We start from the raw sequence: 25,453 nt of genomic DNA, 5'->3' as shown, positions 1-25,453 counted from the left end.
TTTTATTTGAGCTTATTTTGTTGAATAGGCTGTATTTTGTTAAAAGTGTCGCTTGCCCTTTTGTTACTACATGAACAATGTTACACTAGTATACATAAATGGAACGGTTACATTCAAAGGAGGAAGGGTCTTGACCTTAAAGAGAACGCTCGTCGGTATCATCCGCAGCATGGAGGGAACCAGCGATCGAGCCAAGGATCCCAAATTAAAAACACGGTATTATAACTTATCCAAAGACAGAGCCTGGGAAGAGGTTTCTTCGACACTCAAAAAAATTCCGGGTTATAAAGTGCTGCATGAAGTGCCTTCTGTAGGAGAGGTCATACTGGAGAAGCGGACTACCTTTGGACGGACGATGGATATTACGGTTTCCATTATATCGGTAAGTCCTGTACGCAGTGCGGTCGATATGTATTCGGCTTCACGTGGTTCACTTGGAGATCTGGGTTCTAATTATCGCACGATCATGAACTTGTTCTCCGTATTGGATAAGAAGCTAAGTAAGTATAAGTCAAATGATTGAAATAGATGGGTGAATAACAAAAAGCGAGAGAAGGTTAACCTTCCTCGCTTTTGTTCTGAACGTGAACTACCTTTTACAGCAAGGCTTTTACAGCGGAAATCGCTTGCTCGAAGTTAGGGGAGTCTGTCATTTCAGGCAGATATTCCACATATGTAATTCGGTCTTCAGCATCCAGCACGAAGATGGAGCGCATGTCCAATTGGAATTCTTTGATCAGAACACCATAGTCTTCACCGAATGAACGTGTTTTGTAATCAGACAGTGTTACGACGCGATCAACTCCGGCTGCTCCACACCAGCGTGCTTGTGCAAATGGGAGGTCAACGCTTACTGTCAATACGACAACATTGTCTCCAAGATCTCCTGCTTCAACGTTGAAGCGACGGGTTTGGGCATCGCATACGCCAGTATCCAGTGAAGGAACAACGCTGATTAATTTGATTTTACCTGCGAAGTCTTTCAAGGATGCATCTTCAACCAGGTTTTTACTCAGTGTAAAATCGGGTGCTTGATCGCCCACTTTCAATTCGGGTCCGATCAATGTAATAGGGTTGCCTTTAAAGGTGGCTGCGCCTGTACGTTCTTGTGCCATAATAATGTTCCTCCTTATAAGTTGGTGATCCGTGCCAAAATCCATTATAATCTTTTATGAAAGGCATTGTCCAATTCGGACGAAGGATCATTAGAATGGGTCAGACTTACAGGCCGATCTGAACAGGGTGGAGTGAAAGCAGAAACTTATGATATTTATAAGGTATGAGAACTGGAAAAGTTATTTGAAATTTTTTCCTTTGACGTCGATTCTTTTAATTGCCAATGTTGTTATGTTTATTGTATTGAGTTTGAACGGTGGTTCCACAAACAGTATGACGCTGCTTAAGTTTGGAGCGCTTGTTAACCACGAGTTATTTGCAGCAGATTGGTGGCGTTACATTACGTCCATGTTCTTGCATGCTGGTTTCAGTCATTTGTTGTTTAACAGCTTTGCTCTCATCGTATTTGCACCACCAATGGAACGGCTGCTTGGGTCGGTAAGATATGGTGTGTTGTACTTGGGTGGAGGCATTCTAGGCAACATTCTGGCTGTTGCGTGGTATAACTCGGTTGGAGCGACGACAATCTCGGTGGGTGCTTCAGGAGCAATCTATGCAATCTATGGTGCGTTTCTGTATGTAGCTTTGTTCCAGCGGACAATGATGGACGAGACCTCACGTAAAACGTTGTATACACTGCTTGTATTCGGAATTATTTTTTCCTTTGCCATGACAGGCATTAACTGGATGGCGCATTTGGGTGGGTTGTTAGGTGGATTCTTCATTTATGGACTTCTCATCCGCTTGTGGAAACCCCGCAGCTTTAAGCAGTAGTCGGATTGATCTGAAGACGGAATGCAATCAAGGATAAGTAGGGTATAGCAGATTGGAGAGATCAGTGGCAGTGGAATTAAGACAGTTGCATTACTTTTTGAAAGTGGCACAGAAGGAGCATGTTACGCAGGCGGCGGAGGAATTGCACGTAGCGCAGTCTGCGGTGAGTCGTCAGATTCATCAGCTGGAGGAGGAACTGGGAGTAGACCTCTTTATGCAAAAAGGGCGAAATCTGCAGTTGACCGCCGTTGGGCAGCTCTTTTGCAAACGGGTTGAAGGTATATTGAAAGATCTGGACAAAGCGGTCGGGGAGGTTCATGAGTTTCTCGACCCGGAGCATGGTGAAATTCGTATCGGTTTTCCTCATAGTCTCGGTATTCACTTGATTCCTTCGGTTGTAGCAGCGTTCCGTCAGCGTTATCCTAACGTCAAATTCAGATTCAAGCAAGGCATGTTCCCAACGCTCATTCGTGATGTGTTATCGGCTGAAGTGGACTTGGCATTTATATCTCCATTTCCGGAAAAGCACGACCAGGTAGATGGTGACATTGTGCTTACGGAAGAACTGCATGCAATCCTTCCGCCCAATCATCCATTGGCTGGTGAAGAGAGCATTGCGTTAGAGCAACTTAAAGATGATAAGTTTGTATTATTCAGTAAAGGGTATTCTCTGCGTCCGATTGTTTGGCACGCATGTCTTGAAGCAGGGTTTACGCCCAAGATTGCTTTTGAGGGTGAAGAGACGGATACCATTCGTGGGCTGGTTGCCGCTGGTATGGGAGTGAGTTTACTGCCAGAAATGGCGCTTTTCCAGACGAATCCGCTGCAACCGGCCCATGTAGCCATTTCTCATCCCAAAGTCACGCGTACGATTGGGTTAATCCATCGAGCGGATGACAAGCTTCCGCTTGTTGCGCAGTCATTTCGTTCATTCTTGCTTAATTATTTCGGTTTACAGCAAAACAATACCCCATCCGATTAACGGTGGGGTATTGTTTTTTTTTGTTTTTGTATTAAATTAGTCGCGGCTATTGAAAATTCCGATGTAACGAACCAGTTCCAGCAATGAGATTAACGCTGCAGCGACGTAAGTTAATGCTGCGGCATTTAATACTTTGGCGACGCCTCTTTCTTCTTCGTTCCGGATATAACCTTCCGATACCATAATCTCTCTTGCGCGATTACTAGCATTAAACTCAACCGGCAACGTAATGAGTTGGAACGCAACGGTTACGGAGAAGAAAATAATACCAATACCGACAAGGTTCATTGCATTAAAGATGAATCCGGCAATGAGCAAGAAGGGCGCAAGTCCGGATGCAAAGTTGACGATCGGGAAAATCCGGTGACGTAGTGCCAACATTGGATAACTTTCCTTGTGCTGGATCGCATGGCCAACTTCGTGACACGCAACGGAGACAGCCGAGATTGAATTTTCATAATATACAGGCTCAGACAACCTCACGACACGATTGATTGGATCGTAGTGATCGGAGAGTGCTCCACGCACGGGTTCAATAGGAACGTCGTGTAGGCCATTGGAATCAAGCATGTGACGGGCAGCATCGTAACCGGTCATTCCATTCAGGTTTTTAACATTAGACCAACGATTGAATGTACTCTTAACGCGAAATTGCGCCCATAAGGAGAGCAAAAAGGCGATAATGATCAAAACGAACATACCGTTATTAAAACTCATATTCATTCCTCCGCTTTCTAAATAATAAGCTACATCATGGTGTTCTCAAGCAAGATTTTCAAAGCTTCCATCGTACCAGCACTTTTGGTGAGCAGTCCGGCCATCATCTTGCGTGCTTGTACAGGTTTCATCTCGCCTAGCAGCGGTTTAAGCTCATTCACCTCTCGCTCCAGCTGTTGCACGTGGAGCTCCAATGTTGTCAGTTTGCTGGCAACCTGTTCTTCCGTGCTCACCAGACTCCACTTCTCAAGAGATTGCTTAATCTCGTCGAGACTATATTTCTCTTGTTTCATGTGTACAATACGTTCGAGCCTGGTTAAAGTTTCATTACTATAAAGACGATAGTTTTTTTCTGTGCGCTCTTCAGGAGCGATGAGACCGAGCTTTGTGTAATAATCAATCGTCCGTTCGCTCACACCTGCAGTTTTGGCAAGTTCGCCAATCCGAAACAATTTCATATCCCCAATGATATTCACCTCGCTTGCAAGTTCAAATGTAGGGAATTGTAGATTCCAGTTGCGGCTTTGCATAACCCGCCCAATTTTTTTCTTACTATTAGTTATGATACATGATCTTTAACCATACAGTCAAACGTTACGCTTTGGCGGCTGTCAAGCTGCGTTTCTATATCTATGTACTCATGGGACATGATTATGTACTTAAGTGCAAGAAAAAGACGTATGACTTTATTCCCAGAAATATTTTTCAATTTTGCTGAAAATACTCTTGTCAACTTTCCTGTCTTCTGCTTATAATGGCATTAAGAATTTCACGATATGTGAAGAAACTTAACATAAGAGGGAGTGGGGTATATGAGAAAGAAATGGTTGGTTTCGGTGTTAATAATGCTTACTTTATTGGCTTTCCCGGTCAGCGCATTTGCAGCTGCGGAGGGGCCGACTAACATCGAACTTCAAAGCGGTCTGAACTCAGCCTTTACGTTTCTGGCTGTTGTGCTGGTTTTCCTGATGCAAGGGGGATTTGCTTTACTTGAAGCGGGTTCAACTCGAATGAAAAACGCAGGACACATTGCGGGTAAAACAATCCTGACATTGGGAATTTCAGTTATTGCCTTCTGGGCTCTAGGCTTCGGTCTTGGTTTCGGTAATGGTAACAGTTTCTTCGGTACAACCGGATTTTTTCTGAGTGGGGACGGAATGGCTGCTTCGTTCGAATCACTGGCCTTCTCTGATGTTCCGCTAACAATCAAGTTTGTATTCCACCTTGCCTTTGCAGCAGTATCCCTGGCCATTGCCTGCGGTGGTATGGCTGAACGTGCAAAGATGAGTGTATATATCGTTTTCGGTACGCTGTACACCATTATCATGTATCCGGTTGTTGCTCACTGGGTATGGGGCGGCGGCTGGTTGGCTGAGCTTGGTATGCAAGACTTTGCAGGTTCGACGGTTGTCCACTTGACGGGTGCAACTGCTGCACTGGTAGCTACCATCTTGTTGAAGCCGCGTATCGGCAAATATAACAAAGATGGTAAACCTAACATCATTCCAGGTCATAACCAAGTTTACTCTGTACTCGGTGTAATTATCCTTTGGATTGGTTGGTTCGGTTTCAACCCAGGTAGTACATTATCTGCCATGGGTGATGGATTCTTCGGTTATGTAGCATTGACTACAAACGTAGCTGCGGCTGCTGGTGGTGTTGCAGCACTGTTGATCTCATGGGCTGTATTGGGTAAATCCGATATTCCTAGCATGCTGAACGGGGTGCTTGCGGCACTCGTTGCCATCACAGGTGCTTGTGCTTTCGTTGAACCATGGGCAGCGCTGGTTATTGGTGCTCTGGCAGGTATTATCACATTCTTCACTGCTCAATTCTTTGAGCGTAAAGGAATCGACGATCCAATCTACGCTTTCTCTGTACACGGTATTGCTGGTATGTGGGGAGCGATCTCGACAGGTTTGTTCGCAACACCAGAACTTGCTGAGAATGCAGGTGTAGGTCAAGCGGGTCTGTTCTACGGTGGCGGTTTCCACCAACTGGGCGTTCAACTTCTGGGTCTGGCTGGCGCATTTGCCTTCGTACTGATCATGTCCTTCATTATTCTCGGTGGTATGAAAGCTATCATGGGAATCCGTGTAACGGAAGAAGAAGAAACGATGGGTCTGGATTTAAGTGAGCATGGTACTTACGGGTACCCTGAACAAATGAAAAATGTAGAAACTAAATCCAATGGCGGTACGTTCAGCTCCTAAGAGGAATGATTGCTGAATCATGCTTCAAGGAGGCTGGACATGATGGAACCCATCCCGTATATAAATCAATCCTGGTCCTATCAGGGAATAGATGGTGCGGCATCTTCTCAAGAACTGCGCCAGGCACGTGTGATATTGCAGAATGAGCTCCAGGAACTGTTGTCCGCTTCCTTGTCGCCGATTGAATGGTACCAGACGGTAAATGAACTGCATGACCGGGTTGCTCGGCGGGCAGTAGAGTTATGCATCCAGGGGATGGTAGAGGAAGGCTTAGGCCGACCTCCCGTCCCCTATGCCTTTATCGTATTTGGCAGTTCCGGCAGGCAAGAAGCGACGTTATGGAGTGATCAGGATAATGGCATGATTATCAGCGATACCCCAGATGAGGGGAAAGAGGTATATTTTGCCGAACTTGGACTTCGAATGACCGATATGTTGGAGGCACTTGGCTACGCCAAATGTGAAGGCAAAGTGATGTGCTCGGAGCCTTTATGGAGGAAAACGCTGGAATCATGGAAGGAACAACTGATAGCATGGGGATCGGACCTGTCATGGGAGCCGATTCGCAATCTGATTATCGCTTCAGACATGCGTTTTGTTGCAGGTGAGCCACAGCTCGCGGAAGAATGGATTTCTGCATTTTACGAAGGATTCAGATCGGTTCCTGAGCTTTCTGATGCTGTGCTGCGCAATACCGTTAAACATAAGGCAACACTGAACATCCTCGGAAGGGTAGTGACCGAACGATTCGGTGAACATGCAGGTGGATTCGATGTGAAATACGGCTTGTATATTCCGCTGGTGAACAGTGCGCGTTTTCTGGCTTTACAGCATGGTATTAAAGAAACGTCCACGCTCAAGCGGATTCAGAGATTGGTATCACTCGAAGCAGTTCCGCTTACTTTGCTGGATTCAGCTCAGCGAGCCTTTATGACGGCTTTGAAACTGCGACGCAGTACACCCGTTGTGATGAAACAGGGGTTACAGCATAGCGGTGGTTTCCTAAATGAGAGACAGTTGAAGGAAAAACAAATGCTTTATGAACTCCGGGATACGTTAGGGTTGGTGCGGCGAGTACATCGTGCGCTGCAAAGACAACTTCGTTTTGCAGAAAGGAGACGTCCATGAGAGAGCCGGCAAGGGGCAATACTGGATTCTGGAATTCGCTGCGCCAGGGAGGGGTTCCTTCCGCCATCGCTTCCATAATGGGAGCCCCTACGGCGCAACATATGGCGTTCATCCGTTCGATGATGAGAGAACAGCGCAGACCCGAGGTACTGCACACACCCTTGAACGAATTGAATGCTGTCGTATTCGATCTAGAAACGACGGGCTTCTCTCCTCAGCATGGGGATGAGATCCTTTCCTTTGGGGCGGTGCGTATTAATGGCGGTGTGATGTTGGAGAATGAGCAGTTCTATACGTTGGTTCAGTCCAAAGTCTCCGTTCCGGAACATATTACTGAATTGACGGGAATTACTCAGGAAATGACGATGCATGCTCCGTCGTTGCTAGAAGGCTTGCATGACTTCATGTCTTTTGTTGGCGGGAGTGTACTGGTTGCCCATGCAAGCGCGCATGATCGGGCTTTTCTGAATGCGGCCTTGTGGCGGACATCCAAAGTAAGGTTAACGCACCGGCTCATCGATACGATGATGCTGGCACGTTGGCTAGAACCAAACAGGCCGGGCTATGGTCTGGATGAATTGCTGGAATCCAAAAGCATTCCGATCTATGGACGCCACCACGCTTTGGAGGACGCCAAAATGACTGCACAGTTATGGTCCTGTTACCTGGAGGATATGTCTCGCAAAAATGTAGAAACATTGGGTGATCTGTACACCCAGTTAAGTCACGCATAGCTGGGCGGGCTGTAAGCTGTATGATTGGACATGGCTCATTCCAATGCTTGAATCAACATTTGAATGAATTTGATAACCATTTAGAAGCATCTTTGATTGTGTACCAGTTGTCTGATCAGGCGAGCCTATAAAATATACCTGGAGTAGTCTGGCGAAAATCGGTAGGTTACGCAGATCCTCATTGGAAGGTACGGGAGTGGTTCGGGGGTGGGAGTGAAAGAGTCCGATAAGTTGTGGCTCATTGAACACACACCGGATCCATTCTGCATCATCCAATGCAAAATGGTGCAGCGGGTCAGGCGCTACGTTACGAATGGGCTGAAACCGACTGATTCGTATGCCGCCCGCTGCGGCTTCACCCAGCACAACCCCGCAGGTTTCCTGTGGCAGTGAAGCGAACATGTACTTAGACATCTCCTGTTCTACGGAGGAAGGGATGTATAAGGTGTTTTGCTGCCCGTGAAGTGCTGCCATTTGTATTCACCCCTCTCTCTTTGGCTCCTGCTTCGGCAGGAGTCCTTTTTTATTTTATTTTGTGTGACTCCGATTGTAAAATTTTAAAGGAAAAGGGTACAATATGATAGAGATCTTGAAATATCTCACATGTTAGAAGAGCGTGAATCTCAATATGTTTGATTATACAAAAGGGTGGCTGGTCATGAAACGAAATATATACATACTGCTGGGTGTTGTTTTGCTTGTGGGCATTGCTTTGGCCCAAAATGCAGATAACGGAATCGCAGCCGTGTTTAAGCAAGAGGAGCCAATGCCGACGGAGACGGGGCCGAAAGCGGGTTTACTGGCACCAGCATTCTCTTTGAAAGCCATGGATGGGAAAACCTACGCTGTAGGTGGAGCCAAGGAAAAGGCCATCTTCGTCAGTTTCTGGGCATCCTGGTGTGAACCGTGCAAGCAGGAAGCTCCTGCGCTCAATACATTGGCAGCGAAATACAAGGAGAAACTGGATCTCTACGGTGTGAATGTAACTTCGTACGATAAAATCAGGGATGCCAAAGCTTTTGTAGATGAATACAAACTGACGTTCCCTATTCTGCTTGATGAAGACGGAACAGCATATGCCAAATATAACGGTTTAGCTTTTCCGACGAATGTACTGATTGATTCCCGAGGTGTCGTTCAGGAAATTATCTTGGGGATTTTGCCTGAGAAAGAGCTGGAGCGCAAAATCAAGGAGTTAATTGCGGATTAACCAAGCAAGAAGCTAGCCAAGCGAGAAGCAAAAGCGCCTGTCTTCCAATGTTTTTTGGAGACAGGCGCTTCTTTTATTTTCCGGGAAATATGCATTAATGGTTGCTTAGTCCGTGAGCAGGGACGTTGACTACGCCAGGCTCGTCCTGCAATTTTTCCTGAAGAAGGGCATAACGGAAACTGTGTACGAGGGCTTCCCAGCTCGCTTCAATCACGTTCTCGGATACACCGACCGTATTCCACGTGTTTTCTGTGTTTTTGGATTCAATTAATACACGAACCTTTGCGGCAGTAGCATCTTTCTCATCCAGAACACGTACTTTATAGTCGGACAGATGCATGTTGGCAAGGGAAGGGAAGTACTGCACAAGTGCTTTCCGAAGTGCGTTATCCAGTGCGTTGACCGGACCGTTTCCTTCAGCTGCGGTATACGCACTTGTTCCGCCTACGTTAAGTTTAACAAACGCTTCCGAAACAACAGACTTGCCAGCCACTTTTTCAACAAGCATCTTGAACGATTCAAAGGTAAACAATTCTTTCATGTCACCGTTGGCTTCACGAATCAACAATTCAAGAGAGGCATCGGCGCCTTCGAACTGATAGCCCTGATGTTCCAGATCTTTAATTTTCTCAATGATCTGACGTGAGTTAGCACTGCTTGGATCGAATTCAAGACCCAGTTCCTGTGCTTTGGACACAATGTTACTTTGTCCTGCCAGTTCGGAGACGAGCACACGCTGTTTATTACCAACCAACTCAGGAACGATGTGTTCGTAAGTTCGGGAATCACGCAAGATGGCAGAGACGTGAATACCGCCCTTGTGAGCGAAAGCAGCATTTCCGACATAAGGCTGGTTGATTGGCATATTTACGTTGGCAATCTCACTGACATAACGGGCAACATTCGTGAGCTGTCTCATTGAATCCTCAGAAACGCACTCATATCCGAGCTTCAGTTGCAGGTTAGGGATAATGGAAGCCAGATTAGCATTACCACATCTCTCTCCATAACCGTTCATCGTACCTTGCACCTGTCTGGCACCAGCTTGTACAGCGCTTAAGGTGTTGGCTACAGCAAGTTCACAGTCATTATGTGTATGAATGCCCAGATGGGCTTGCGGAAGTCGTCCAGCGAGAGTGGACACGATCTCGTACACTTCATGCGGCATCGTTCCACCGTTGGTGTCACACATTACAAGCCAGTCCGCTCCAGCTTCATGGGCTTTGGTCAATACAGCTTGTGCATATTCTGGATTGTTCTTAAATCCATCGAAGAAATGCTCTGCATCAAAAATGACTTCCATATCGTTTTGTTTCAGATAGGCAATGGAGTCGTAGATCATCGACAGATTTTCTTCCAAAGTAGTCTGCAAAGCAGTGTGTACGTGGAAATCCCACGATTTTCCTACCAGAGTCGCTGCCTGAGCACCGGATTCAATCATGCGCTTCAAGTTGGCGTCTTCACTGGCGATGCTACCTTTACGACGCGTACTGCCAAAAGCGACAACCTTCGCGTTCAGGTTCAGTTCCTTGACTCTTTTGAAAAACTCAATGTCCTTGGTGTTGCTGCCTGGAATTCCGCCTTCAATATAATGAGCACCCAGGTCATCGAGCTTCTTGGCAATTTTGAGCTTGTCATCTGCCGATAAGCTGACTCCCTCCCCTTGTGTGCCGTCACGTAAAGTCGTATCGAAGATGGAGATGGCCTTTGACATGAAGATCCTCCTTTAAGATGAAGCGCTTTTTTTAGAAAGTTTAATGGTGTGTTTAAAAAACATATGGGCATGTTGGTGACGAATCCTTCGATTCTGTACCGCTACACTGTATTAAATTCAAAGTGTAGATTTGTCCTAAAATCGTGAATTTGTATAATTAATTATTATAGCACCATTATCGCCAAATGCTACATCGAATTCACCATTTGGTGTAACAAATGATGGATTGTAGAGTTAAGTGAGCTGTAAACGTAGTCTTGTAATATGTTATGCTTCATCTAAATACAAGTATTCCAGGATTGCATAGGGATTCAAATCCTGTCTTTATAAATGGAGGGAAGAGGATGCATTTTGTGTGGGAGAATACAATTATTTCATTCATTATAATTGCTATTATCGTCGTTGCCGTGTGGGGTATCATTCGATCGATCGTTAAATCTGGCCGATAATAAGGGGATATAAATGATTTTTACATAAGGGAATTTGATATAATAGAGTAGAGATTGCATGTAACGGAATTGTGTATACGAAAGGGCGGTGGTGGATCATGTCTTCAGAGCAAACGCATAACAACATTAATGTAGATCGATATTATCCTACCGCCGGACGAGTGATTTTGCATGTCGATATGAATGCTTTTTATTGCTCTGTACATGAAGCCGAGGAACCGGAATTATATAGAGGAAAAGCGACGGCCGTTGCTGGCAGTAGTGAAGTGCGCAAAGGTGTCATTGTAACTTGTTCTTACACGGCACGAAGCAGGGGTATTTCCACAGGTATGGTCGTTCATCAAGCATTGAAGAAATGTCCTGACTTAATTGTGATTCGTCCGGATTTTCATTTATATCGTAGATATTCGAAAGAATTCATGAAAATAGCTTACAGCTATACACCATTGCTTGAAGCGACCTCAATCGATGAGTGTTACCTCGATATTACGGGGTCCAGACAGTTCGGTACACCGCTGGAGATTGCGGAAAGTATTCAGACCAGAATCCGGGATGAGCTGGGGATGCCCTGTTCGATCGGAATTGCACCCAACAAGCTGCTTGCCAAGATGGCCTCTGATTTGAAAAAGCCTAATGGCATTTCGATTTTGCGGATGAGGGATGTACCTCAGATTTTATGGCATAGACCTTGCAACGAGATGTTTGGGATTGGCAAAAAGACAGCGGAAAAACTGAAGAAGCTGGGCATTGAAACAATAGGCCAGCTGGCCAAATCAGACGAGCGGATGTTAACCGATGTGTTTGGTATTAATGGTTCTTGGTTAAAAAATTCAGCAAACGGCATTAATCATTCTGCAGTTCAGGCTGAACGTGAAGCGAACAAATCGATCGGACACACAACAACGCTGCCTGCGGATATATCTGAAATGGATGATGTACATCGGGTGTTGTTGAATATAAGTGACCAGGTTGCCAGGCGGTTGCGCAAGCACGAAATGCTCAGTCAGGGCATTCAGATTACGATTCGTACGCCGGATATGAAGACGATTACGAGATCACGGATGATGGAAGTGCCTACTGAAGATGCATCCATCATATACCGGGAGGCCTGTGCTTTATTTGCGAAACATTGGCGCGGCGGGAAGCCTGTTCGTATGTTGGGTGTGACCCTCCAAACGCTGATTCCACGTGAGGAGTCAGCGATACAGCTGGATCTGTTTGAATATGAGCAGAAACCGAAGAAGGAAAACCTGATTCGCATTATGGATCAGTTACGTGACAAATTTGGTGAGAATGCTGTCGTTACAGCTGGCATGCTGGGGGATGATCCTTCCGTATTACTGCGCAATCATAAAGTCCGGGGAACATCGCTGCAAAAAGATAATTTGCAAAGTCTTGATTAAATAGGGCATAATGGAGTCTTGAGGCTGTTAAAATTATTTGTAATAACTCTTACTTTGTATTAATATGTTTCTAGATAAAAATACTGTACGTTTTTGAATAATAGGAGGAGAGATTGGTAATGAGTAAATTTACTTGGGTAGAAAAAGATACATGTATTGCGTGCGGAGCGTGCGGAGCAACGGCGCCAGACATTTATGACTATGATGATGAAGGTTTGGCAGAAGTGATCTTCGATGGAGATGCCAACAAAGGGATCAAAGCAATTCCGGATGACTTGTTCGACGACATGCAGGATGCTTGCGACGGCTGCCCTACGGACTCCATTAAAGTTGCGGATGAACCTTTCAACAAAGAAGGTTAATTCCTTTCATATGAACATACAAGAGCACATTCTTCTGTCATTGGGACAGTCGAATGTGCTTTTTTTGTCGAATGTTGAGGCTTAGATCCGGGTACTCAAGTCCTATGGATTTCTTGTCATCATTTGCCGATATATATAGAAACGGAAAAAGGCGAAATGATGGAGGATCGGATGCAAAATACTCACCTACGAACATATGTAAAGAAACATCCTGATAATAAAATGGCCTGGTATTTACTTGGTAAGGAATATTTGGGTGAAGGGCAGGAAGCCAAGGCGAACTATTGTTTTCAACAGGCGGGTGAAGTCTACGAGGCTTTCGAGCGAAGCAAGGCACCGGCAGATATATGGGTGGATTATCAGGAGAAGCTGGTTGAGATGGCTGAGCAAAAGGAGAAAAAACATCGTGTTCGCAAGATGTGGCTTACCCTGCTTATGCTGCTTGTACTGGCAGGATTACCACCTGCAGACGCTCCTGGTTTCAATCGGGATGCAGCCGAGGCTTTGGCTTCAGCGTTGGAATCGACGGACGATTCCATGGATAGCGAATCAGGGAATAACCCGATGGAAGACTTGGCTCTTGTTGCAAAATCCAATGTGTTTACAGCTGGAGCATTCGGTGGAGGGGACCAGGGTGAGGCTGCACTTGCAGCTGCATGGTCAGGCTCTGGTGCGAAGGTACAGACATCGGCTGTGCTTGGAATGCAGGTCGCAGGTAACTGGACATTATGGAAGCGAAATATGGCGGTGAAATACATCGTTCAGACAAACAGCAGTGGCAAATTAACGGCACAGAGTTATGATGCCAAACAGTGTAACTGTGAACCGCCGGAAGTATTACCGGAGATCAAGCGTCTGGCACAAGCCTGGACAGCCAAACAGGAATCCGCGGCAGCTCTGTCGAGTGCAATGATTACATATAAAAAACAAAACGGTAGCTGGCCGAAAAGTGTGGCGCAACTTGCCCAGCCGTTTCCAAATAATATTCTGGGCGATACTGCACCTGGCATGACCCGGATGTTTCCGGCACTACTAGCCATGCATCAACAAGGGCAAATGGGAAAAGGGAAAAACACAGGTGAGGGAACACGTGAAGGTTCAGATTTGCCACAAGGCAAAAACGCTGCATTTGTGGATACGTTAGGCGGAAAGCCTTTTTTACAGGATCGGCTTGAAATCATCGTGGACAAGAGCAGACATAAGCTTGCGCTGATTAGTGGCGACACCATTATTCGGAATTACGAGGTGGGGCTTGGCGGAGATCGTACTCCAGAGGGTTCGTTTGTCATTTCAGACAAGGTTGTAAATCCAAATGGTCGCTCCAACGGCGAATTTGGAAGTAGGGGCATGCAGCTATCGGAGACGAATTATGCCATCCATGGGACCAACGAGCCAAACAGTATCGGGCTGGATGAATCCCTTGGATGTGTGAGAATGAGTACTGAAGATGTGGAAGAGCTATTTGCTCTTGCTCCTCAGGGAACTCCGGTACGCATCGGGAAAGATTTGCTGCCAGAGACAGCTATGGTTCCAGAAGCGAAGGATCGCTACCGGTACACACTTGTTCCCAAGCAAAATAATCCGAATAAAACGTATCATTGGTTGAATTAAACGATAAACCAAGTGATTCAGACCGAAGAAAACGTAAAATCCATGCTGGATTGGTATGTAGATGCAGAAACAGTCGGTTGAAGCATTTACAGGTTGGCGATAATAATAAGCGCACCAATGATAATGATCAGTCCACCGACGCTGGCTGCAGTCCAGATAATGGCTTTCCGGTTGACCTCATCTTTCTTTTGCTGCAAAGTAGGTGGTTTGCGTTTGGGAGCCATGGGCTGTTCCTCCTTCATGGAATAAGGCTATATAGATGTAGCCATGCTCCCATTGTAAAGAATTCAACTCGCCATTTCCAGTAGGCGGGTGGATTTCTTGTGAGCATTTTGCATAATACGATTCCTTCTGTCTATGCTCAAACTACTTTCCTTTTGAAGAAGAAACGGATAGACTTGTGTATAGAGTGTTTTTTTACATATGAAAAAGACGGAAAGCAGTTTTTTCAGCGTACCGGACCAGAACGGAGTGAGTGATTTGTTATACAGAAGTCTTGCTAAACCCTTGTTGTTCAAAATGGACCCTGAGCAGGCCCATCATCTAATTATCGGCGGCCTCAGTGGAATGGGGAGTATTCGCCCGGTTCCTTCCGGTTTGCGTGTCATGTATGGCGTGCGTGAAACATCGGATCTGGCTGTGGATATGTTTGGATGTCATTTTCCTACACCTGTAGGACTTGCGGCTGGTTTGGACAAAAACGGACAGGCTGTAACGGGCTTTTCTTCCATCGGGTTTGGCTTCATGGAAGTGGGCACAGTCACACCGCTTGCACAGCCAGGTAACGACCAGCCACGGTTATTCCGCCTGCCTCCCGATGAGGCATTGGTGAACCGGATGGGCTTCAATAACCTTGGAGCCGAAGCGATGGCGGGTGAATTGGCACGCCTCACGGAGCGCCGTATTCCAGTGGCCGTAAATATAGGTAAAAATAAGGCGACATCGAATGAAGAAGCGCATTTGGATTATGCAAAATGCATTCGAGCGCTATACGATTATGCGGACCTGTTTGTGGTGAATATCAGTTCACCAAATACACCGGATTTGCGTAATCTGCAACATGGGAATGAACTGAAGGAATTGCTTGCCGCTGTGATGAATGAGATGGAGACGCAGCGCAAGAGAGCGGGCGGTTCCGTTAAATCGGTACTGGTCAAAATCGCACCTGATGTGAATGACCAGGAGCTTCAATATATGGTAAGTACCATTACAGATAGTGGAGTTGCCGGTATCATCGCAACGAATACAACGATCAGCCGCGAGGGTCTGTCTCATCAGCATGCTAAAGAGACAGGTGGACTAAGTGGCAAGCCGCTGCGTGATCGTTCCACGGAAATCATTCGCCAAATCTATCGCCAGACGGAAGGCAAACTGCCAATCATCGGATCGGGGGGCATTTTCACAAGCGAAGATGCTTACGAAAAGATTAAAGCAGGGGCCAGCCTGGTGGAAATATATACGGCATTGATCTATGAAGGACCTGAAGTGAACCGGCGCATTCATGCCGGACTGCGTGAATTGCTGCGCAAAGACGGTTACAGTCATATTTCGGAAGCTGTCGGTGCAGAGCATCGTTAAGCAATGTTTCGGAGTTCCCCAGATTGGAAATTAGAAGCGTGGAAGAGGGTAATGTCGTACGGGACTCTTCCCCCCGCTTAACATCATGTATAATGGATAAGAACAGGGGAAGCTATAGAGACAGGAGGCATAAGCATGGACGGTAGAGACTGGGGTACATTTTTACTTCCTTATGAACAAGCGGTAGAGGAATTGAAAGTTAAGTTTAAAACGATGCGGGCGGAGCTTAAGAAAAGGGAAGAATACGCCCCGATCGAATTCGTTACCGGTCGTGTCAAAAAAATATCCAGCATTCTGGAGAAATCCAGACGCCTGAATGTGCCGCTTGATCAGGTGGAAACAGGCATTGAGGATATTGCAGGTATCCGCATTATGTGCCAGTTTGTGGATGATATTCGGCGGGTAGCCGAGTATATACGTGGACGTAAGGATTTGACGGTATTAATCGAGAAAGATTATATCACCAATTTCAAAGAAAGCGGCTACCGCAGTTTCCATATGATTATTGAGTATCCTGTTCAGACGGCTCTTGGGCAGAAGAATGTACTGGCCGAGATTCAGATTCGGACGCTGGCGATGAACTTCTGGGCCACGATCGAGCACTCCCTTAGTTACAAGTTTCGGGAGAGTCTGCCGGATGATATGCGCGCACGATTGAAAAAGACGGCGGAAGCCGCTTTTGTACTCGATAATGAGATGTCGGCGATCCGTCTGCAAATTCTGGAGGCGCAAAAGGCCTTTGAAGATGACTCCAATATTGTATCAAGAACGCTGAGCATCATACATCAATTGTATTTCTACCACCTCGTGAACGAAGCGATAGAGGCACAAAAGCGCTTCAATGACTGCTGGGAGCGTCATGATATGGAAGGGTTAAAAGACCTTCTGGATGATGTAAAAGCACTTCTGAATGCGGCTAGAAAGGGCGAAAACCCGGATGAGCAGCTATGAGCCGCTGTATGTTGACTATCTGATCTACTTCAATCGCGATCGGGACTACTTTGAATGCCATGAGGTATTGGAAGAACTGTGGCTTGAACGGGATCGAGATTCTCTGTACAAAGGATTGCTACAGATTGCAGTGGGGCTGTATCATTTCAGGAATGATAACCTTCGCGGAGGACGCATGATGTTACAGAGTTCGGTAGATCTGTTAAAGTCATATCCGGAAACTTCGCGAGGTATTGCCCTTGGACCGTTGGTGCAGGAAGTACAGGAGCTGGTTCATGGACTTTCGGGTCCTGAGCCGCAGAAGTTTCCTTACAGAGACTTGCATATTCAGATTCAGGATGAGGTACTGGTGCAGGAGGTTCGAGAACGTGCTCTTGAACTGAAGCCTAATATTCCCCAACGCCGGAGTCCTACACGTGGACGAATCTATGAAGAGAAGATGAAAGCATTGCAGCAGGAGCAGAACTTGCAGAGCGAGTAAGCTTGTAATAGAAAGACATCATTCACTTTATCATTAACATGTTCTCAGACATATGATCTTTAAAAAACACCCCGACCGTTCCTCTAGAGGAATTGGCCGGGGTGTTCGATATTAAAGGACATCATTAAAGGTTGGAATGATTCCAGAGCTTGTCCATGAAAAGGACAATATAATCCATGCGGGTCCATCGCAACCACGAAGAGTTATACGATTAGCTTGCTGATGGAGTGGTACTGCCTTTATATTTCTCGAAAAATTGCTTGTAGTCATCCAGTGTATAACCGTTGGCACTGCCATTTTCCTGCAGCCCGCCAACCATGCGGTCTTTCTCAACACCATCCTGATAATATACCAGAGTTGGTGTGTACTCAATGTTATAATCGGTCCAACCGGAATCGAATTCACGCAGATTGAACTGAGGCAGTTGAATCCCTTCCTCATCGACCAGTGGCATCAACTGAGGTGTTGTCGCACGGCAGTGTGAGCAGTCGGAGGCGAAGAAATATACAAAGAAGCTGTCTTTGTTATCAATTCTGGCTTTCAGATCATCAGGCAAAATGATTTGTTGGTAGTTCGGATCGTCCAGCAATTCGCGTGTTGCGGGATTAAGCTTGGAGGCGGCGATGCCATAAGCATTCCCCACGGCGTCCATTTGTTTCTTGGATTGCTGGTTCACCAGGACAAGTGCTGCAATCAAAACGACGAAAATACCCAGGAAAATAAGGATCGCAGCGCTTTTCTTTTTCTTCTTGGATTTCATTAAGACATCCCCCATCGATCATATCGAAATATAGTTTTGGCAAAAATACAGGATGGGATAATATGCATAAACACCCGAATTTTTGCACATCAATCAATCTACTTGCCATTATACTACATTACACGCTGTAGTGGAATATATATGATGTATGAAGCAATAGGAAAGCAATGCCCTGATATGATAACATAGAACTATATGCAATTTTAACAAGACAGGATGAGTGGAATTATGGCTGTACAGCTGCCTTCGATATTTGCCGAGCGAATGAAAAGCTTGTTAGGCGATGAATTTGAACAATTTATGAAATCTTATGAGCAGTCGCCACATGCGGGGCTGAGAGTGAATACGTTAAAAATATCGCTGGAACAATTCAAGGAAATTGCTCCATTTGATATGCGACCCATTCCGTGGTGCGGAACGGGTTTTTATGTGCCTCACGGGGTTAAGCCGGGGTTACATCCTTATTATCATGCGGGTTTGTATTATATCCAGGAACCAAGCGCCATGGCCCCAGTTGAATTATTGGATGTGAAACCCGGGGAACGCGTGCTGGATCTATGTGCGGCTCCTGGCGGGAAAACAACCCAGATCGCTGCCAAGCTTCAGGGGAAAGGTGTGCTCGTTACGAATGATATCCATGCGGAACGTACGAAAGCCCTCGCCAAAAACGTGGAAATGTATGGAATACGCAATGCCGTTGTATTGAATGAATCACCGGAACGGATTGCGAATGCATTTTCTCATTATTTTGATAAAGTGTTAATCGATGCGCCTTGTTCGGGTGAGGGTATGTTCCGTAAAGATGAGGACATGGTGAAATCCTGGGAAAATCATTCGGTGGAAAAATGTGTGCTGATGCAGCGCGATATTCTGGAGACTGCGGCCAAACTGCTTGCTCCAGGGGGTACCATCGTATATTCCACATGTACATTTGCACCAGAGGAAAATGAAGCGATGATAGCGGAATTCCTGAACATCAATCCTGATTTTGTGGTGAATGACATCCCGGAAAGTGCAGGATTTGCGCCAGGACGTCCGGAATGGGTGCGGCAGATGTTGCCCGAAAAAGCAGAAGAGACGGAATCTGTGCTGGACCAAACGCGCGGCACTGCGAGGTTGTGGCCTCATCTCTTGGAGGGGGAGGGACATTATGTTGCTGTATTGCAGCATCGTGCGGAATCTCTTATCGAAGAAGACGGAAATCAAGAAGAGGGCAGCGTTTTACAAAATGGACAGGCAGTGGGCGCAGATTTCACCGAACCAAGTGAATTGGTAGAACCATTTATCCGTGTATCTGCACCAATCAGTAAAGAAGAGCGGAAACGGGAACGTCTAATGAGAACCGAATCTAGAGAACGCGATAATAAGCATACCCGTGGTGGCAAGGCTCAGGGAAAACAGGGCAAAGGAAACGAACGTGGTGGTCGTAAAAACGAACGGGCTCAGGGGCGAGGAACCGACCAGGCAAATGTCGATCTAGGAACGGTGTATGCTCAATTTGTACAAGAAAATCTGGAAATCGAGCTTGCTGGAGAAACGGTGTATTATGGCGATCGAGTGTATCAATCTTCTGTGGGTGCTGCCCGTCTGGAAGGGCTCAAGGTTATTCGACCAGGGTGGTTTATGGGTACCGTAAAGAATGGGCGATTTGTGCCCTCTCATCCGCTTGCATGCGCTTTGAATGCAGCCGAAGCCCAGAGATCCGTTAACCTATCTTCCGCAGACGGTGAAGCAGTAAGGTATCTCAAAGGAGAGACGTTGAACATCGAAGAATCACGAGTTGAACGTCAAGCAGATACGGCGGCCAAAGGTTATGTGTTGGTGTGTGTGGACGGATTTGCGGCTGGCTGGGGGAAATGGCTGGATGGTGTACTGAAAAATGAATATCCGGCAGGCTGGAGGTGGACATCGGTATGAGTGGAAAAGGCAAACAAACGCTGCGTCTGGATAAAATATTGAGTCATATGGGCGTGGGGTCACGAAGTGAGCTCAAAAAGATGGTAAAACAGGGCAGAATCCGTGTGGACGGTAAACCGGTGAAAGACAGCGGTGTGCAGGTTAATCCAGACGTAAACGTAATTGAAGCTGACGGAGAGCGGATTGTGTATCGTGAAATGATCTACCTGATGCTTCACAAACCACCTGGCGTGGTGTCGGCAACCGAAGATAATCGGGATAAAACGGTGATTGATCTGCTGCGTAAAGAGGAGCGTGTCTTCGATCCGTTCCCTGTGGGACGACTCGACAAAGATACCGAGGGCCTGCTCATTCTAACGAATGATGGGCCACTTGCCCATGATCTGTTGTCCCCGCGCAAACATGTGCCCAAGACGTATGAAGCCCGTGTGCTGGGAAATGTTGAAGAAGAAGATATTGAAAAATTCAAAGCCGGCATTCAGCTGGATGATGGATATGAGACGTTGCCTGCGGAACTGACTGTGCTGGATCGTGAGGAAACGGAAGAGGGCGTGTTTTCTTCCATTTCATTGATCATTCATGAGGGCAAGTTCCACCAGGTGAAGAGAATGTTCCAGGCTGTTGGCAAACGTGTGGTTTATCTAAAACGTGTTGCCATGGGTGACCTGGAGCTGGATGCCAATCTTGAAATTGGCAGTTATCGCGAATTAACCGCTGACGAGTTAGAACGTTTGCGGAAGTAATAGTTCCCTACTTCGCGAAGCGAAGCAAGGAGTCTGGGCAGTGTACGAAGCCTTGCCCACCGTGCCAAAGGTGCGTCAGCTCCCGTCCTTCGCGAAGCGGAGCAGGGAGCCGGGCAGAAGGCGAAGCCCTGCCCGTAATGGTCCCGCTTGAGCTTGGGCGGGGCCGCCGCTGTCAAGCGGCAGACCCGGCAACCAAGCGCTCCCACACCGACCGTCACATAGCAAGATCGAAACCGCCGCCGGTAAACGAGACGGGAGTCCAGAGGGCAGAGCCCTCTGGGGCCCTCCCTCGGAAGGGAGGGTTTGGGTGGGTGCGACTCTTTTACAGATAAGGAATGAAGACAATGACAATTAAATTAATCGCACTGGATGTCGATGGAACGCTGCTTAATGATCATCATGAACTTACCGAATTGACACAAGAGACCTTAATTCGTGCTTCCCGTCAGGGAGCTGAGATTGTTCTGTGTTCAGGCAGAGGTCCTGCGAACACGATCCCGTTTATGGAGCAGATGGGACTTGACGGATATGTCATTACACATAATGGGGCAGTAACTGCACAGGTTCAGACTCGTGAAGTGGTGCACCATTTTGCCATGGATGGACAGGGGCTGGAGCCTTTTATATCTTACTGCCGTGCGCAAGGTGTACATTTTGACATCAACACGGCGTTTGGACTCTATGTGGATCAGCCCGAAGGTTTGGAGTTACAGGTACGCGAAATGTATCAAAACTTCATGGCAGAGCCATTAAAGCTGCCGCAATGGGCGGATATGACAGAGCCGCTTGCGAAATTCACAGCGTTTGGACCCATCGAGCAGATGAATGCGGTGCAACAGGAGTGGTCGACCTGGAATCTTCCATATTATATGACGCGTAGCGGTGATTTTTTCATTGATCTTATGCATCCAGAAGCCTCCAAAGGTGCAGCTCTAAAAAGACTGGCCGAAGCAAAAGGAATTCTTCCTTCCGAGATCATGGCGGTAGGTAACTACTACAATGACATCACCATGTTGACCTTTGCAGGCAAAGGGGTTGCGATGGACAATTCCCCGGAAGAAGTCAAGGCAGCTGCGGATGAGGTTACACTTTCGAACAACGATCAGGGTGTGGCCCACGCTATCCAAAAATATGTGTTGTCCGTCTAATAGTTCGCTCTTAAAATCTGAATAGCGTTGTATCTTATAAACTGTCGCTCTCAAGGGTAACCTAATAGAATAACGTTAGGAACCGAGGAGGACAGGTGCATGGAACTGAAAGTAGAGCTGATTCCTGATCTTCGAACATCAGGTGGCGAAGTACAGGATATTATGGTGGGCGGTCAATATATGGGTTCGCTGCTGCTTGTGTTCAGGGAAGGAGATCGGGTATCCGGCAGCCTTCAGATTGAGCAGAATTCGCTACCTGACGAGACAGAACAATATATTGTGGAGCAGGTGCACGAATATATTCGTTCTCTCGCGGATGCGGTAAGTGCTGCTGAGTATGAAGTGCTTGTAAGCTGCGGTACATTGTATTCTGTGTTACAGAAGCCAGAGTCTCAAACGGATATGTTCAATCAGTCGTCACGGTCTGAAGATAGCTACAGTCACGATGGACAGAATGATCGGGCTGGTGTAAATGAAGTACACGTCATTCCTGGCTCACAAGCCGAATCATTTACATATGAAGACCCGGAACATTTGCTTGAAATGGAGCTGGTAAGCGCCGGACGCAGCATATCTACCTATGTATTTAATGACGCCAATGGACAAGAACTGGCTGAAGCCTCTCTGAAACAATATGGCGCTGATGTGCAGGGTGAGATCCATTGGTATGATGAACCGGCAGAGAATTATCAGGATGCGGCTGCCGAGCTGCTGGTACGAGAGCTGGATGAAGAAATCATCGATACAATTACGATCCGCATGTGGCATCAAGGGCAGGAGATGGAATCGGCGGAATGGGTGCACCGGGATTTTGCGGATGAGGATGAGATAGAGTCCGAAGAAGATCTCGAAGAGATTGAAGCTGCTGAAGAAGCCTGTTATGTCATGTTGGTGCGCAAAGATCGGGAGTTTCGGGTATATGAACTGTTTCTACAAGAACGCGGAGGGTTACCTGTAGGTACAGCAACGATTGATACCTCAGAAGCGGATTTGTCAGGCTATATTGATTATCAGGTACCCGGCACAAGTGTTCAGCGAAAGAGTCTGGTTGAAGTTCTGATGCGAGAGCTGGACAAAGAGCTTGAGTTTGATACATTACATCTCACGATGTTATATCGTAATCAAATTATCGATGAAGCGAAGATTGAAGGGTAAGAGGCACAGCCTCTTGCCTTTTTTGTTTTCTTTTTGACGAACAAGCCATTTCCCGGTATAGTACCATTAGTTTAAGAGAGACCTGGAAGTGGAGGAGAATCATGAAGCACTCATTCAGTATCACAACAGACTACATCAATGATGAATTTAAGGCATTGCAGGCTCAGCCGGAAGACACGGAGGATGTGATGTCCCTGCTCATGGAAACAGCCGAGTGGTTGCGGAGCCAGGGCTCTTCTCAATGGAATGCGTTGTTAAAAGGTGAGGATTCTCATAATACGGCGGAGGCTATTCAGCGTGGCGACGGATTTGTATTTAAAAAGGGTTCTGACGTAGCTGGCATGGTTATTTTGATGAGCCAGCCAAGTGCATGGGATGTGCACTTATGGGGAAGCAAAGCGCATGCCGGGGATGGTGCACTTTATCTGCACCGATTAGCCATCCGCAGAAAGTACGCCCAGAGTGGATTGGGAAGGGCGATTTTGCAATGGTCCAGCAGCGGGATACAGTTTGAGGACAAACATATTGTCCGATTGGATTGCGGAGCCGAGAACGCGACATTGAACGCATTCTATGGGCGTAACGACTATACCTTTGTGGGAGAGACAGACGGCTTCAGTACGTACGAGAAGGCGGTCACACACTTGTCTGTATAAACGCTGTATTTAAACATAAGAAGTACATTCAAAAAGCCGGGGGCTACCATTGCTCACTGGCTTTCATTTGTATGTCGGCAAAAGAGGCTTAACTTTCAAAATCATACATCCGCTTCTTAGCCGAGCATCTTCTGAATATGTTGTATATACGACTCCGAAGTGAGGGCGTACGCTCAAACAAGATGAATAAGATAACGTATAGTAGAATAAAGGCAGACAGAGAGCGATGATTTCCATTGGAATTGCCCCTAGTACCTAACAGTACTCGTAATATCGTCAGCGTCAGATGCAACATGGTACAATTGATATTGAAATGAATTCTATTATTCGGCTGTAAATGAGCGAGTGATAAGAAATCTCATTTTGTACCTTTACTGAACATATGTTCTGATATATCATGATTGAAGATGTAATGAAAAGATTTATGCTAGAAAGGGGGAAACTAACGGTGAGATTGCTGCAGGCGCTTTTCTTTCCTCCGGAGCAGCCCGGAGGTGTATCCTCTATGATTCCGTATATGCAAGAGAGGTTTACAACCCCGAGGTGGGAGATGGATCTGTTCTCGTTGCCTAAGCGAATTCGCAACAAGGGCAGGGAAGATATCCAGTTTGAGACGTTCGATTGGACTCAGTATCAGGATAGTCCTGTCGTGCAAAAATATATGCAAACCTACCGGGATTATTTGTGGTGGACCAAGCTGCGTATTCAGAAGCCTTACGATCTGATTCATGCCCATCATCCTATTGCGGGGCTTGCAATGAAGAAGGTTTTCCCGGATGTTCCTCTCATTCAAACGATCCACTCCAGTTATGAGCGAGAGCTGATACTGAATGGACGCATTGAGCCGAACGGACCGGAGCATCAATTCCTGCTGGCCATCTATGGTGAGCTGGAGCACCAGGCGGAGCGATTGTTAACGGTATCGGATTCTTTCCGTCGTTATCTGGCGCCTTATGTACAGCATCCCGATGTTATCGGTGTGATTCCGAATGGTTTTGATGAGAAAAGGTTTAAGCCAATTCCCCATGAGAATGCGATACCACAGTTGGTCACGGTATGCCGTCTGGTTCCGGCGAAAGGGCTGGATATTCTGTTCAAAGCCTGTGCCGAACTGAAAGCCCGGGGACATGATTATGTGCTTCATATTATTGGGGACGGACCGATCCGTCCAGACTTGGAAGAATTGGCCCAGCGGCTGGGCATTTATAATGAGACTATTTTTTATGGTTACACGCTGCACCCTGAGGAATTCATGCCATTTTTTGATATCTTTGTACTTCCTTCGCGGGCGGAGGCGTTCGGGTCTGTTTTCGCGGAAGCAGCGCTTAGCTGTCTTGCCCTTGTAGGTACAGATGTTGGCGGCATACCCGAACAGATAGAGAACGGCAGTAACGGCTTGCTGGTGCCTTCAGAAGATCCGTCTGCACTGGCAGAAGCGCTGGAGAAGGTGATGGTTGACCCGGCGTACCGTTATGAGCTCGCTCGTTCGGCATGCGAGAAGGCCAAAACCCATTACTCTTTGGGCAGATCGGTCAATGAACTGAAAAAAATGTATTTGCAATTCTCGAGCCAGTTTTAACTTCTGGAAAGGGAAAAGAAGGAAGCCGCTGTGTGCCAGCGGCTTTTTTTATGTTTAGGGAAATGATGCTTC

26 protein-coding genes are annotated in these 25,453 nt (G+C 46.7%); 19 read left to right on the top strand and 7 right to left on the bottom strand.

From position 1 onward, the window contains the following. Positions 1 to 130 precede the first annotated feature (130 nt). On the top strand, positions 131 to 523 hold the full coding sequence (locus tag A6049_RS11660; protein ID WP_024629239.1) for a DUF1499 domain-containing protein: 393 nt from the start codon (positions 131 to 133) through the stop codon (positions 521 to 523). 73 nt (positions 524 to 596) lie between these two features. On the opposite strand, the gene tpx is transcribed toward A6049_RS11660, so the two are convergent. Continuing rightward, a complete protein-coding gene (gene tpx, locus A6049_RS11655; protein ID WP_063564797.1) occupies positions 597 to 1,115 on the bottom strand; it encodes a thiol peroxidase in 519 nt (172 codons plus the stop codon). 148 nt (positions 1,116 to 1,263) lie between these two features. On the opposite strand from tpx, the gene A6049_RS11650 reads away from it, so the two are divergent. Next, positions 1,264 to 1,890 (top strand): rhomboid family intramembrane serine protease, encoded by a 627-nt coding sequence (locus tag A6049_RS11650; RefSeq protein WP_063564796.1) that lies wholly within the window; start codon positions 1,264 to 1,266, stop codon positions 1,888 to 1,890. A gap of 70 nt (positions 1,891 to 1,960) precedes the next feature. After that, positions 1,961 to 2,872 (top strand): glutamate biosynthesis transcriptional regulator GltC, encoded by a 912-nt coding sequence (gene gltC, locus A6049_RS11645; RefSeq protein WP_024629242.1) that lies wholly within the window; start codon positions 1,961 to 1,963, stop codon positions 2,870 to 2,872. A gap of 36 nt (positions 2,873 to 2,908) precedes the next feature. On the opposite strand, the gene A6049_RS11640 is transcribed toward gltC, so the two are convergent. Both A6049_RS11640 and A6049_RS11635 read right to left on the bottom strand, forming a co-directional pair. Continuing rightward, on the bottom strand, positions 2,909 to 3,589 hold the full coding sequence (locus A6049_RS11640) for a zinc metallopeptidase (protein ID WP_063564795.1): 681 nt from the start codon (positions 3,587 to 3,589) through the stop codon (positions 2,909 to 2,911). A 29-nt stretch (positions 3,590 to 3,618) separates the two neighbouring features. Beyond that, positions 3,619 to 4,047, bottom strand: coding sequence for a MerR family transcriptional regulator (locus A6049_RS11635; RefSeq protein ID WP_063564944.1), 429 nt, complete (start codon positions 4,045 to 4,047; stop codon positions 3,619 to 3,621). 354 nt (positions 4,048 to 4,401) lie between these two features. Here A6049_RS11635 and A6049_RS11630 point away from each other — a divergent pair, with 354 nt between their 5' ends. From A6049_RS11630 to A6049_RS11620, 3 genes are read left to right on the top strand one after another with little or no spacing between them, the layout of a single operon-like run. Then, entirely contained in the window at positions 4,402 to 5,802 is a 1,401-nt protein-coding gene (locus tag A6049_RS11630; RefSeq protein WP_063564794.1) for an ammonium transporter, read from the top strand. 33 nt (positions 5,803 to 5,835) lie between these two features. Beyond that, positions 5,836 to 6,930 (top strand): DUF294 nucleotidyltransferase-like domain-containing protein, encoded by a 1,095-nt coding sequence (locus tag A6049_RS11625; protein WP_481852692.1) that lies wholly within the window; start codon positions 5,836 to 5,838, stop codon positions 6,928 to 6,930. Beyond that, a complete protein-coding gene (locus tag A6049_RS11620) occupies positions 6,927 to 7,664 on the top strand; it encodes an exonuclease domain-containing protein (protein WP_063564793.1) in 738 nt (245 codons plus the stop codon). The genes A6049_RS11625 and A6049_RS11620 overlap by 4 nt, the downstream gene beginning before the upstream one ends. Here the strand turns inward: A6049_RS11620 and A6049_RS11615 are convergent. After that, positions 7,650 to 8,138, bottom strand: a complete 489-nt coding sequence (locus A6049_RS11615) for a M67 family metallopeptidase (protein ID WP_063564792.1) — start codon at positions 8,136 to 8,138, stop codon at positions 7,650 to 7,652. The two genes, A6049_RS11620 and A6049_RS11615, sit on opposite strands and share 15 nt — an antisense overlap. A 184-nt stretch (positions 8,139 to 8,322) precedes the next feature. Here A6049_RS11615 and A6049_RS11610 point away from each other — a divergent pair, with 184 nt between their 5' ends. Beyond that, positions 8,323 to 8,874: a TlpA family protein disulfide reductase gene (locus tag A6049_RS11610; RefSeq protein ID WP_063564942.1), complete on the top strand. Its 552-nt coding sequence runs from the start codon at positions 8,323 to 8,325 to the stop codon at positions 8,872 to 8,874. A gap of 94 nt (positions 8,875 to 8,968) precedes the next feature. Here A6049_RS11610 and cimA read toward each other — a convergent pair whose 3' ends face one another. After that, on the bottom strand, positions 8,969 to 10,588 hold the full coding sequence (cimA, locus tag A6049_RS11605; protein WP_063564791.1) for a citramalate synthase: 1,620 nt from the start codon (positions 10,586 to 10,588) through the stop codon (positions 8,969 to 8,971). A 547-nt stretch (positions 10,589 to 11,135) separates the two neighbouring features. Here cimA and A6049_RS11600 point away from each other — a divergent pair. From A6049_RS11600 to A6049_RS11590, 3 genes are all read left to right on the top strand, one after another. Next, positions 11,136 to 12,440, top strand: coding sequence for a DNA polymerase IV (locus A6049_RS11600; RefSeq protein WP_063564790.1), 1,305 nt, complete (start codon positions 11,136 to 11,138; stop codon positions 12,438 to 12,440). 119 nt (positions 12,441 to 12,559) lie between these two features. Next, positions 12,560 to 12,802: a ferredoxin gene (locus tag A6049_RS11595; RefSeq protein WP_024629252.1), complete on the top strand. Its 243-nt coding sequence runs from the start codon at positions 12,560 to 12,562 to the stop codon at positions 12,800 to 12,802. Positions 12,803 to 12,973: 171 nt separating this feature from the next. Further along, complete coding sequence (locus A6049_RS11590; RefSeq protein WP_063564789.1) at positions 12,974 to 14,413, top strand: L,D-transpeptidase family protein; 1,440 nt, start codon at positions 12,974 to 12,976, stop codon at positions 14,411 to 14,413. Positions 14,414 to 14,499: 86 nt separating this feature from the next. Here A6049_RS11590 and A6049_RS33610 read toward each other — a convergent pair whose 3' ends face one another. After that, positions 14,500 to 14,637, bottom strand: coding sequence for a hypothetical protein (locus A6049_RS33610; RefSeq protein ID WP_162842436.1), 138 nt, complete (start codon positions 14,635 to 14,637; stop codon positions 14,500 to 14,502). A gap of 256 nt (positions 14,638 to 14,893) precedes the next feature. Here A6049_RS33610 and A6049_RS11585 point away from each other — a divergent pair, with 256 nt between their 5' ends. The 3 genes from A6049_RS11585 (at position 14,894) to A6049_RS11575 (ending at position 17,423) form a co-directional block, all read left to right on the top strand. Continuing rightward, entirely contained in the window at positions 14,894 to 15,991 is a 1,098-nt protein-coding gene (locus tag A6049_RS11585; RefSeq protein ID WP_063564941.1) for a quinone-dependent dihydroorotate dehydrogenase, read from the top strand. A gap of 135 nt (positions 15,992 to 16,126) precedes the next feature. Then, complete coding sequence (gene yjbM, locus A6049_RS11580; RefSeq protein WP_063564788.1) at positions 16,127 to 16,942, top strand: GTP diphosphokinase; 816 nt, start codon at positions 16,127 to 16,129, stop codon at positions 16,940 to 16,942. After that, positions 16,929 to 17,423, top strand: coding sequence for a DUF309 domain-containing protein (locus tag A6049_RS11575; RefSeq protein WP_063564787.1), 495 nt, complete (start codon positions 16,929 to 16,931; stop codon positions 17,421 to 17,423). The genes yjbM and A6049_RS11575 overlap by 14 nt, the downstream gene beginning before the upstream one ends. A gap of 211 nt (positions 17,424 to 17,634) precedes the next feature. On the opposite strand, the gene A6049_RS11570 is transcribed toward A6049_RS11575, so the two are convergent. After that, the gene (locus A6049_RS11570; protein ID WP_063564786.1) at positions 17,635 to 18,183 is read right to left on the bottom strand and encodes a thioredoxin family protein; all 549 of its coding nucleotides are present in this window, start codon (positions 18,181 to 18,183) and stop codon (positions 17,635 to 17,637) included. A 228-nt stretch (positions 18,184 to 18,411) separates the two neighbouring features. Here A6049_RS11570 and A6049_RS11565 point away from each other — a divergent pair, with 228 nt between their 5' ends. From A6049_RS11565 to A6049_RS11540, 6 genes are all read left to right on the top strand, one after another. Then, the gene (locus tag A6049_RS11565; RefSeq protein ID WP_063564785.1) at positions 18,412 to 20,100 is read left to right on the top strand and encodes an RsmB/NOP family class I SAM-dependent RNA methyltransferase; all 1,689 of its coding nucleotides are present in this window, start codon (positions 18,412 to 18,414) and stop codon (positions 20,098 to 20,100) included. Continuing rightward, entirely contained in the window at positions 20,097 to 20,843 is a 747-nt protein-coding gene (locus tag A6049_RS11560) for a pseudouridine synthase (protein WP_063564784.1), read from the top strand. The genes A6049_RS11565 and A6049_RS11560 overlap by 4 nt, the downstream gene beginning before the upstream one ends. 344 nt (positions 20,844 to 21,187) lie before the next feature. After that, on the top strand, positions 21,188 to 21,991 hold the full coding sequence (locus A6049_RS11555) for a Cof-type HAD-IIB family hydrolase (RefSeq protein WP_063564783.1): 804 nt from the start codon (positions 21,188 to 21,190) through the stop codon (positions 21,989 to 21,991). A 99-nt stretch (positions 21,992 to 22,090) separates the two neighbouring features. After that, positions 22,091 to 23,146, top strand: coding sequence for a hypothetical protein (locus A6049_RS11550; protein WP_063564782.1), 1,056 nt, complete (start codon positions 22,091 to 22,093; stop codon positions 23,144 to 23,146). A gap of 101 nt (positions 23,147 to 23,247) precedes the next feature. Further along, positions 23,248 to 23,802: a GNAT family N-acetyltransferase gene (locus A6049_RS11545; RefSeq protein WP_063564781.1), complete on the top strand. Its 555-nt coding sequence runs from the start codon at positions 23,248 to 23,250 to the stop codon at positions 23,800 to 23,802. 448 nt (positions 23,803 to 24,250) lie between these two features. After that, on the top strand, positions 24,251 to 25,381 hold the full coding sequence (locus A6049_RS11540) for a glycosyltransferase family 4 protein (protein WP_063564780.1): 1,131 nt from the start codon (positions 24,251 to 24,253) through the stop codon (positions 25,379 to 25,381). The last annotated feature ends 72 nt before the right edge of the window (positions 25,382 to 25,453 follow it).

The organism is Paenibacillus sp. O199 (genome assembly GCF_001636635.1).
GTDB lineage: Bacteria > Bacillota > Bacilli > Paenibacillales > Paenibacillaceae > Paenibacillus > Paenibacillus marchantiae.
Note: the sequence above shows the minus strand (reverse complement) of the source record. Positions and strands in the feature narration are given on the sequence as shown.

Excerpts from the sequence above, each read along its gene's own strand:
- tpx (WP_063564797.1), bottom strand. The coding sequence starts at position 1,115 with ATGGCACAAGAACGTACAGGCGCAGCCACCTTTAAAGGCAACCCTATT.
- A6049_RS11650 (WP_063564796.1), top strand. The coding sequence starts at position 1,264 with ATGATATTTATAAGGTATGAGAACTGGAAAAGTTATTTGAAATTTTTT.
- A6049_RS11640 (WP_063564795.1), bottom strand. The coding sequence starts at position 3,589 with ATGAGTTTTAATAACGGTATGTTCGTTTTGATCATTATCGCCTTTTTG.
- A6049_RS11635 (WP_063564944.1), bottom strand. The coding sequence starts at position 4,047 with ATGAAATTGTTTCGGATTGGCGAACTTGCCAAAACTGCAGGTGTGAGC.
- A6049_RS11630 (WP_063564794.1), top strand. The coding sequence starts at position 4,402 with ATGAGAAAGAAATGGTTGGTTTCGGTGTTAATAATGCTTACTTTATTG.
- A6049_RS11620 (WP_063564793.1), top strand. The coding sequence starts at position 6,927 with ATGAGAGAGCCGGCAAGGGGCAATACTGGATTCTGGAATTCGCTGCGC.
- A6049_RS11615 (WP_063564792.1), bottom strand. The coding sequence starts at position 8,138 with ATGGCAGCACTTCACGGGCAGCAAAACACCTTATACATCCCTTCCTCC.
- A6049_RS11610 (WP_063564942.1), top strand. The coding sequence starts at position 8,323 with ATGAAACGAAATATATACATACTGCTGGGTGTTGTTTTGCTTGTGGGC.
- cimA (WP_063564791.1), bottom strand. The coding sequence starts at position 10,588 with ATGTCAAAGGCCATCTCCATCTTCGATACGACTTTACGTGACGGCACA.
- A6049_RS11600 (WP_063564790.1), top strand. The coding sequence starts at position 11,136 with ATGTCTTCAGAGCAAACGCATAACAACATTAATGTAGATCGATATTAT.
- A6049_RS11595 (WP_024629252.1), top strand. The coding sequence starts at position 12,560 with ATGAGTAAATTTACTTGGGTAGAAAAAGATACATGTATTGCGTGCGGA.
- A6049_RS11590 (WP_063564789.1), top strand. The coding sequence starts at position 12,974 with ATGCAAAATACTCACCTACGAACATATGTAAAGAAACATCCTGATAAT.
- A6049_RS33610 (WP_162842436.1), bottom strand. The coding sequence starts at position 14,637 with ATGGCTCCCAAACGCAAACCACCTACTTTGCAGCAAAAGAAAGATGAG.
- yjbM (WP_063564788.1), top strand. The coding sequence starts at position 16,127 with ATGGACGGTAGAGACTGGGGTACATTTTTACTTCCTTATGAACAAGCG.
- A6049_RS11575 (WP_063564787.1), top strand. The coding sequence starts at position 16,929 with ATGAGCAGCTATGAGCCGCTGTATGTTGACTATCTGATCTACTTCAAT.
- A6049_RS11570 (WP_063564786.1), bottom strand. The coding sequence starts at position 18,183 with ATGAAATCCAAGAAGAAAAAGAAAAGCGCTGCGATCCTTATTTTCCTG.
- A6049_RS11565 (WP_063564785.1), top strand. The coding sequence starts at position 18,412 with ATGGCTGTACAGCTGCCTTCGATATTTGCCGAGCGAATGAAAAGCTTG.
- A6049_RS11560 (WP_063564784.1), top strand. The coding sequence starts at position 20,097 with ATGAGTGGAAAAGGCAAACAAACGCTGCGTCTGGATAAAATATTGAGT.
- A6049_RS11555 (WP_063564783.1), top strand. The coding sequence starts at position 21,188 with ATGACAATTAAATTAATCGCACTGGATGTCGATGGAACGCTGCTTAAT.
- A6049_RS11550 (WP_063564782.1), top strand. The coding sequence starts at position 22,091 with ATGGAACTGAAAGTAGAGCTGATTCCTGATCTTCGAACATCAGGTGGC.
- A6049_RS11545 (WP_063564781.1), top strand. The coding sequence starts at position 23,248 with ATGAAGCACTCATTCAGTATCACAACAGACTACATCAATGATGAATTT.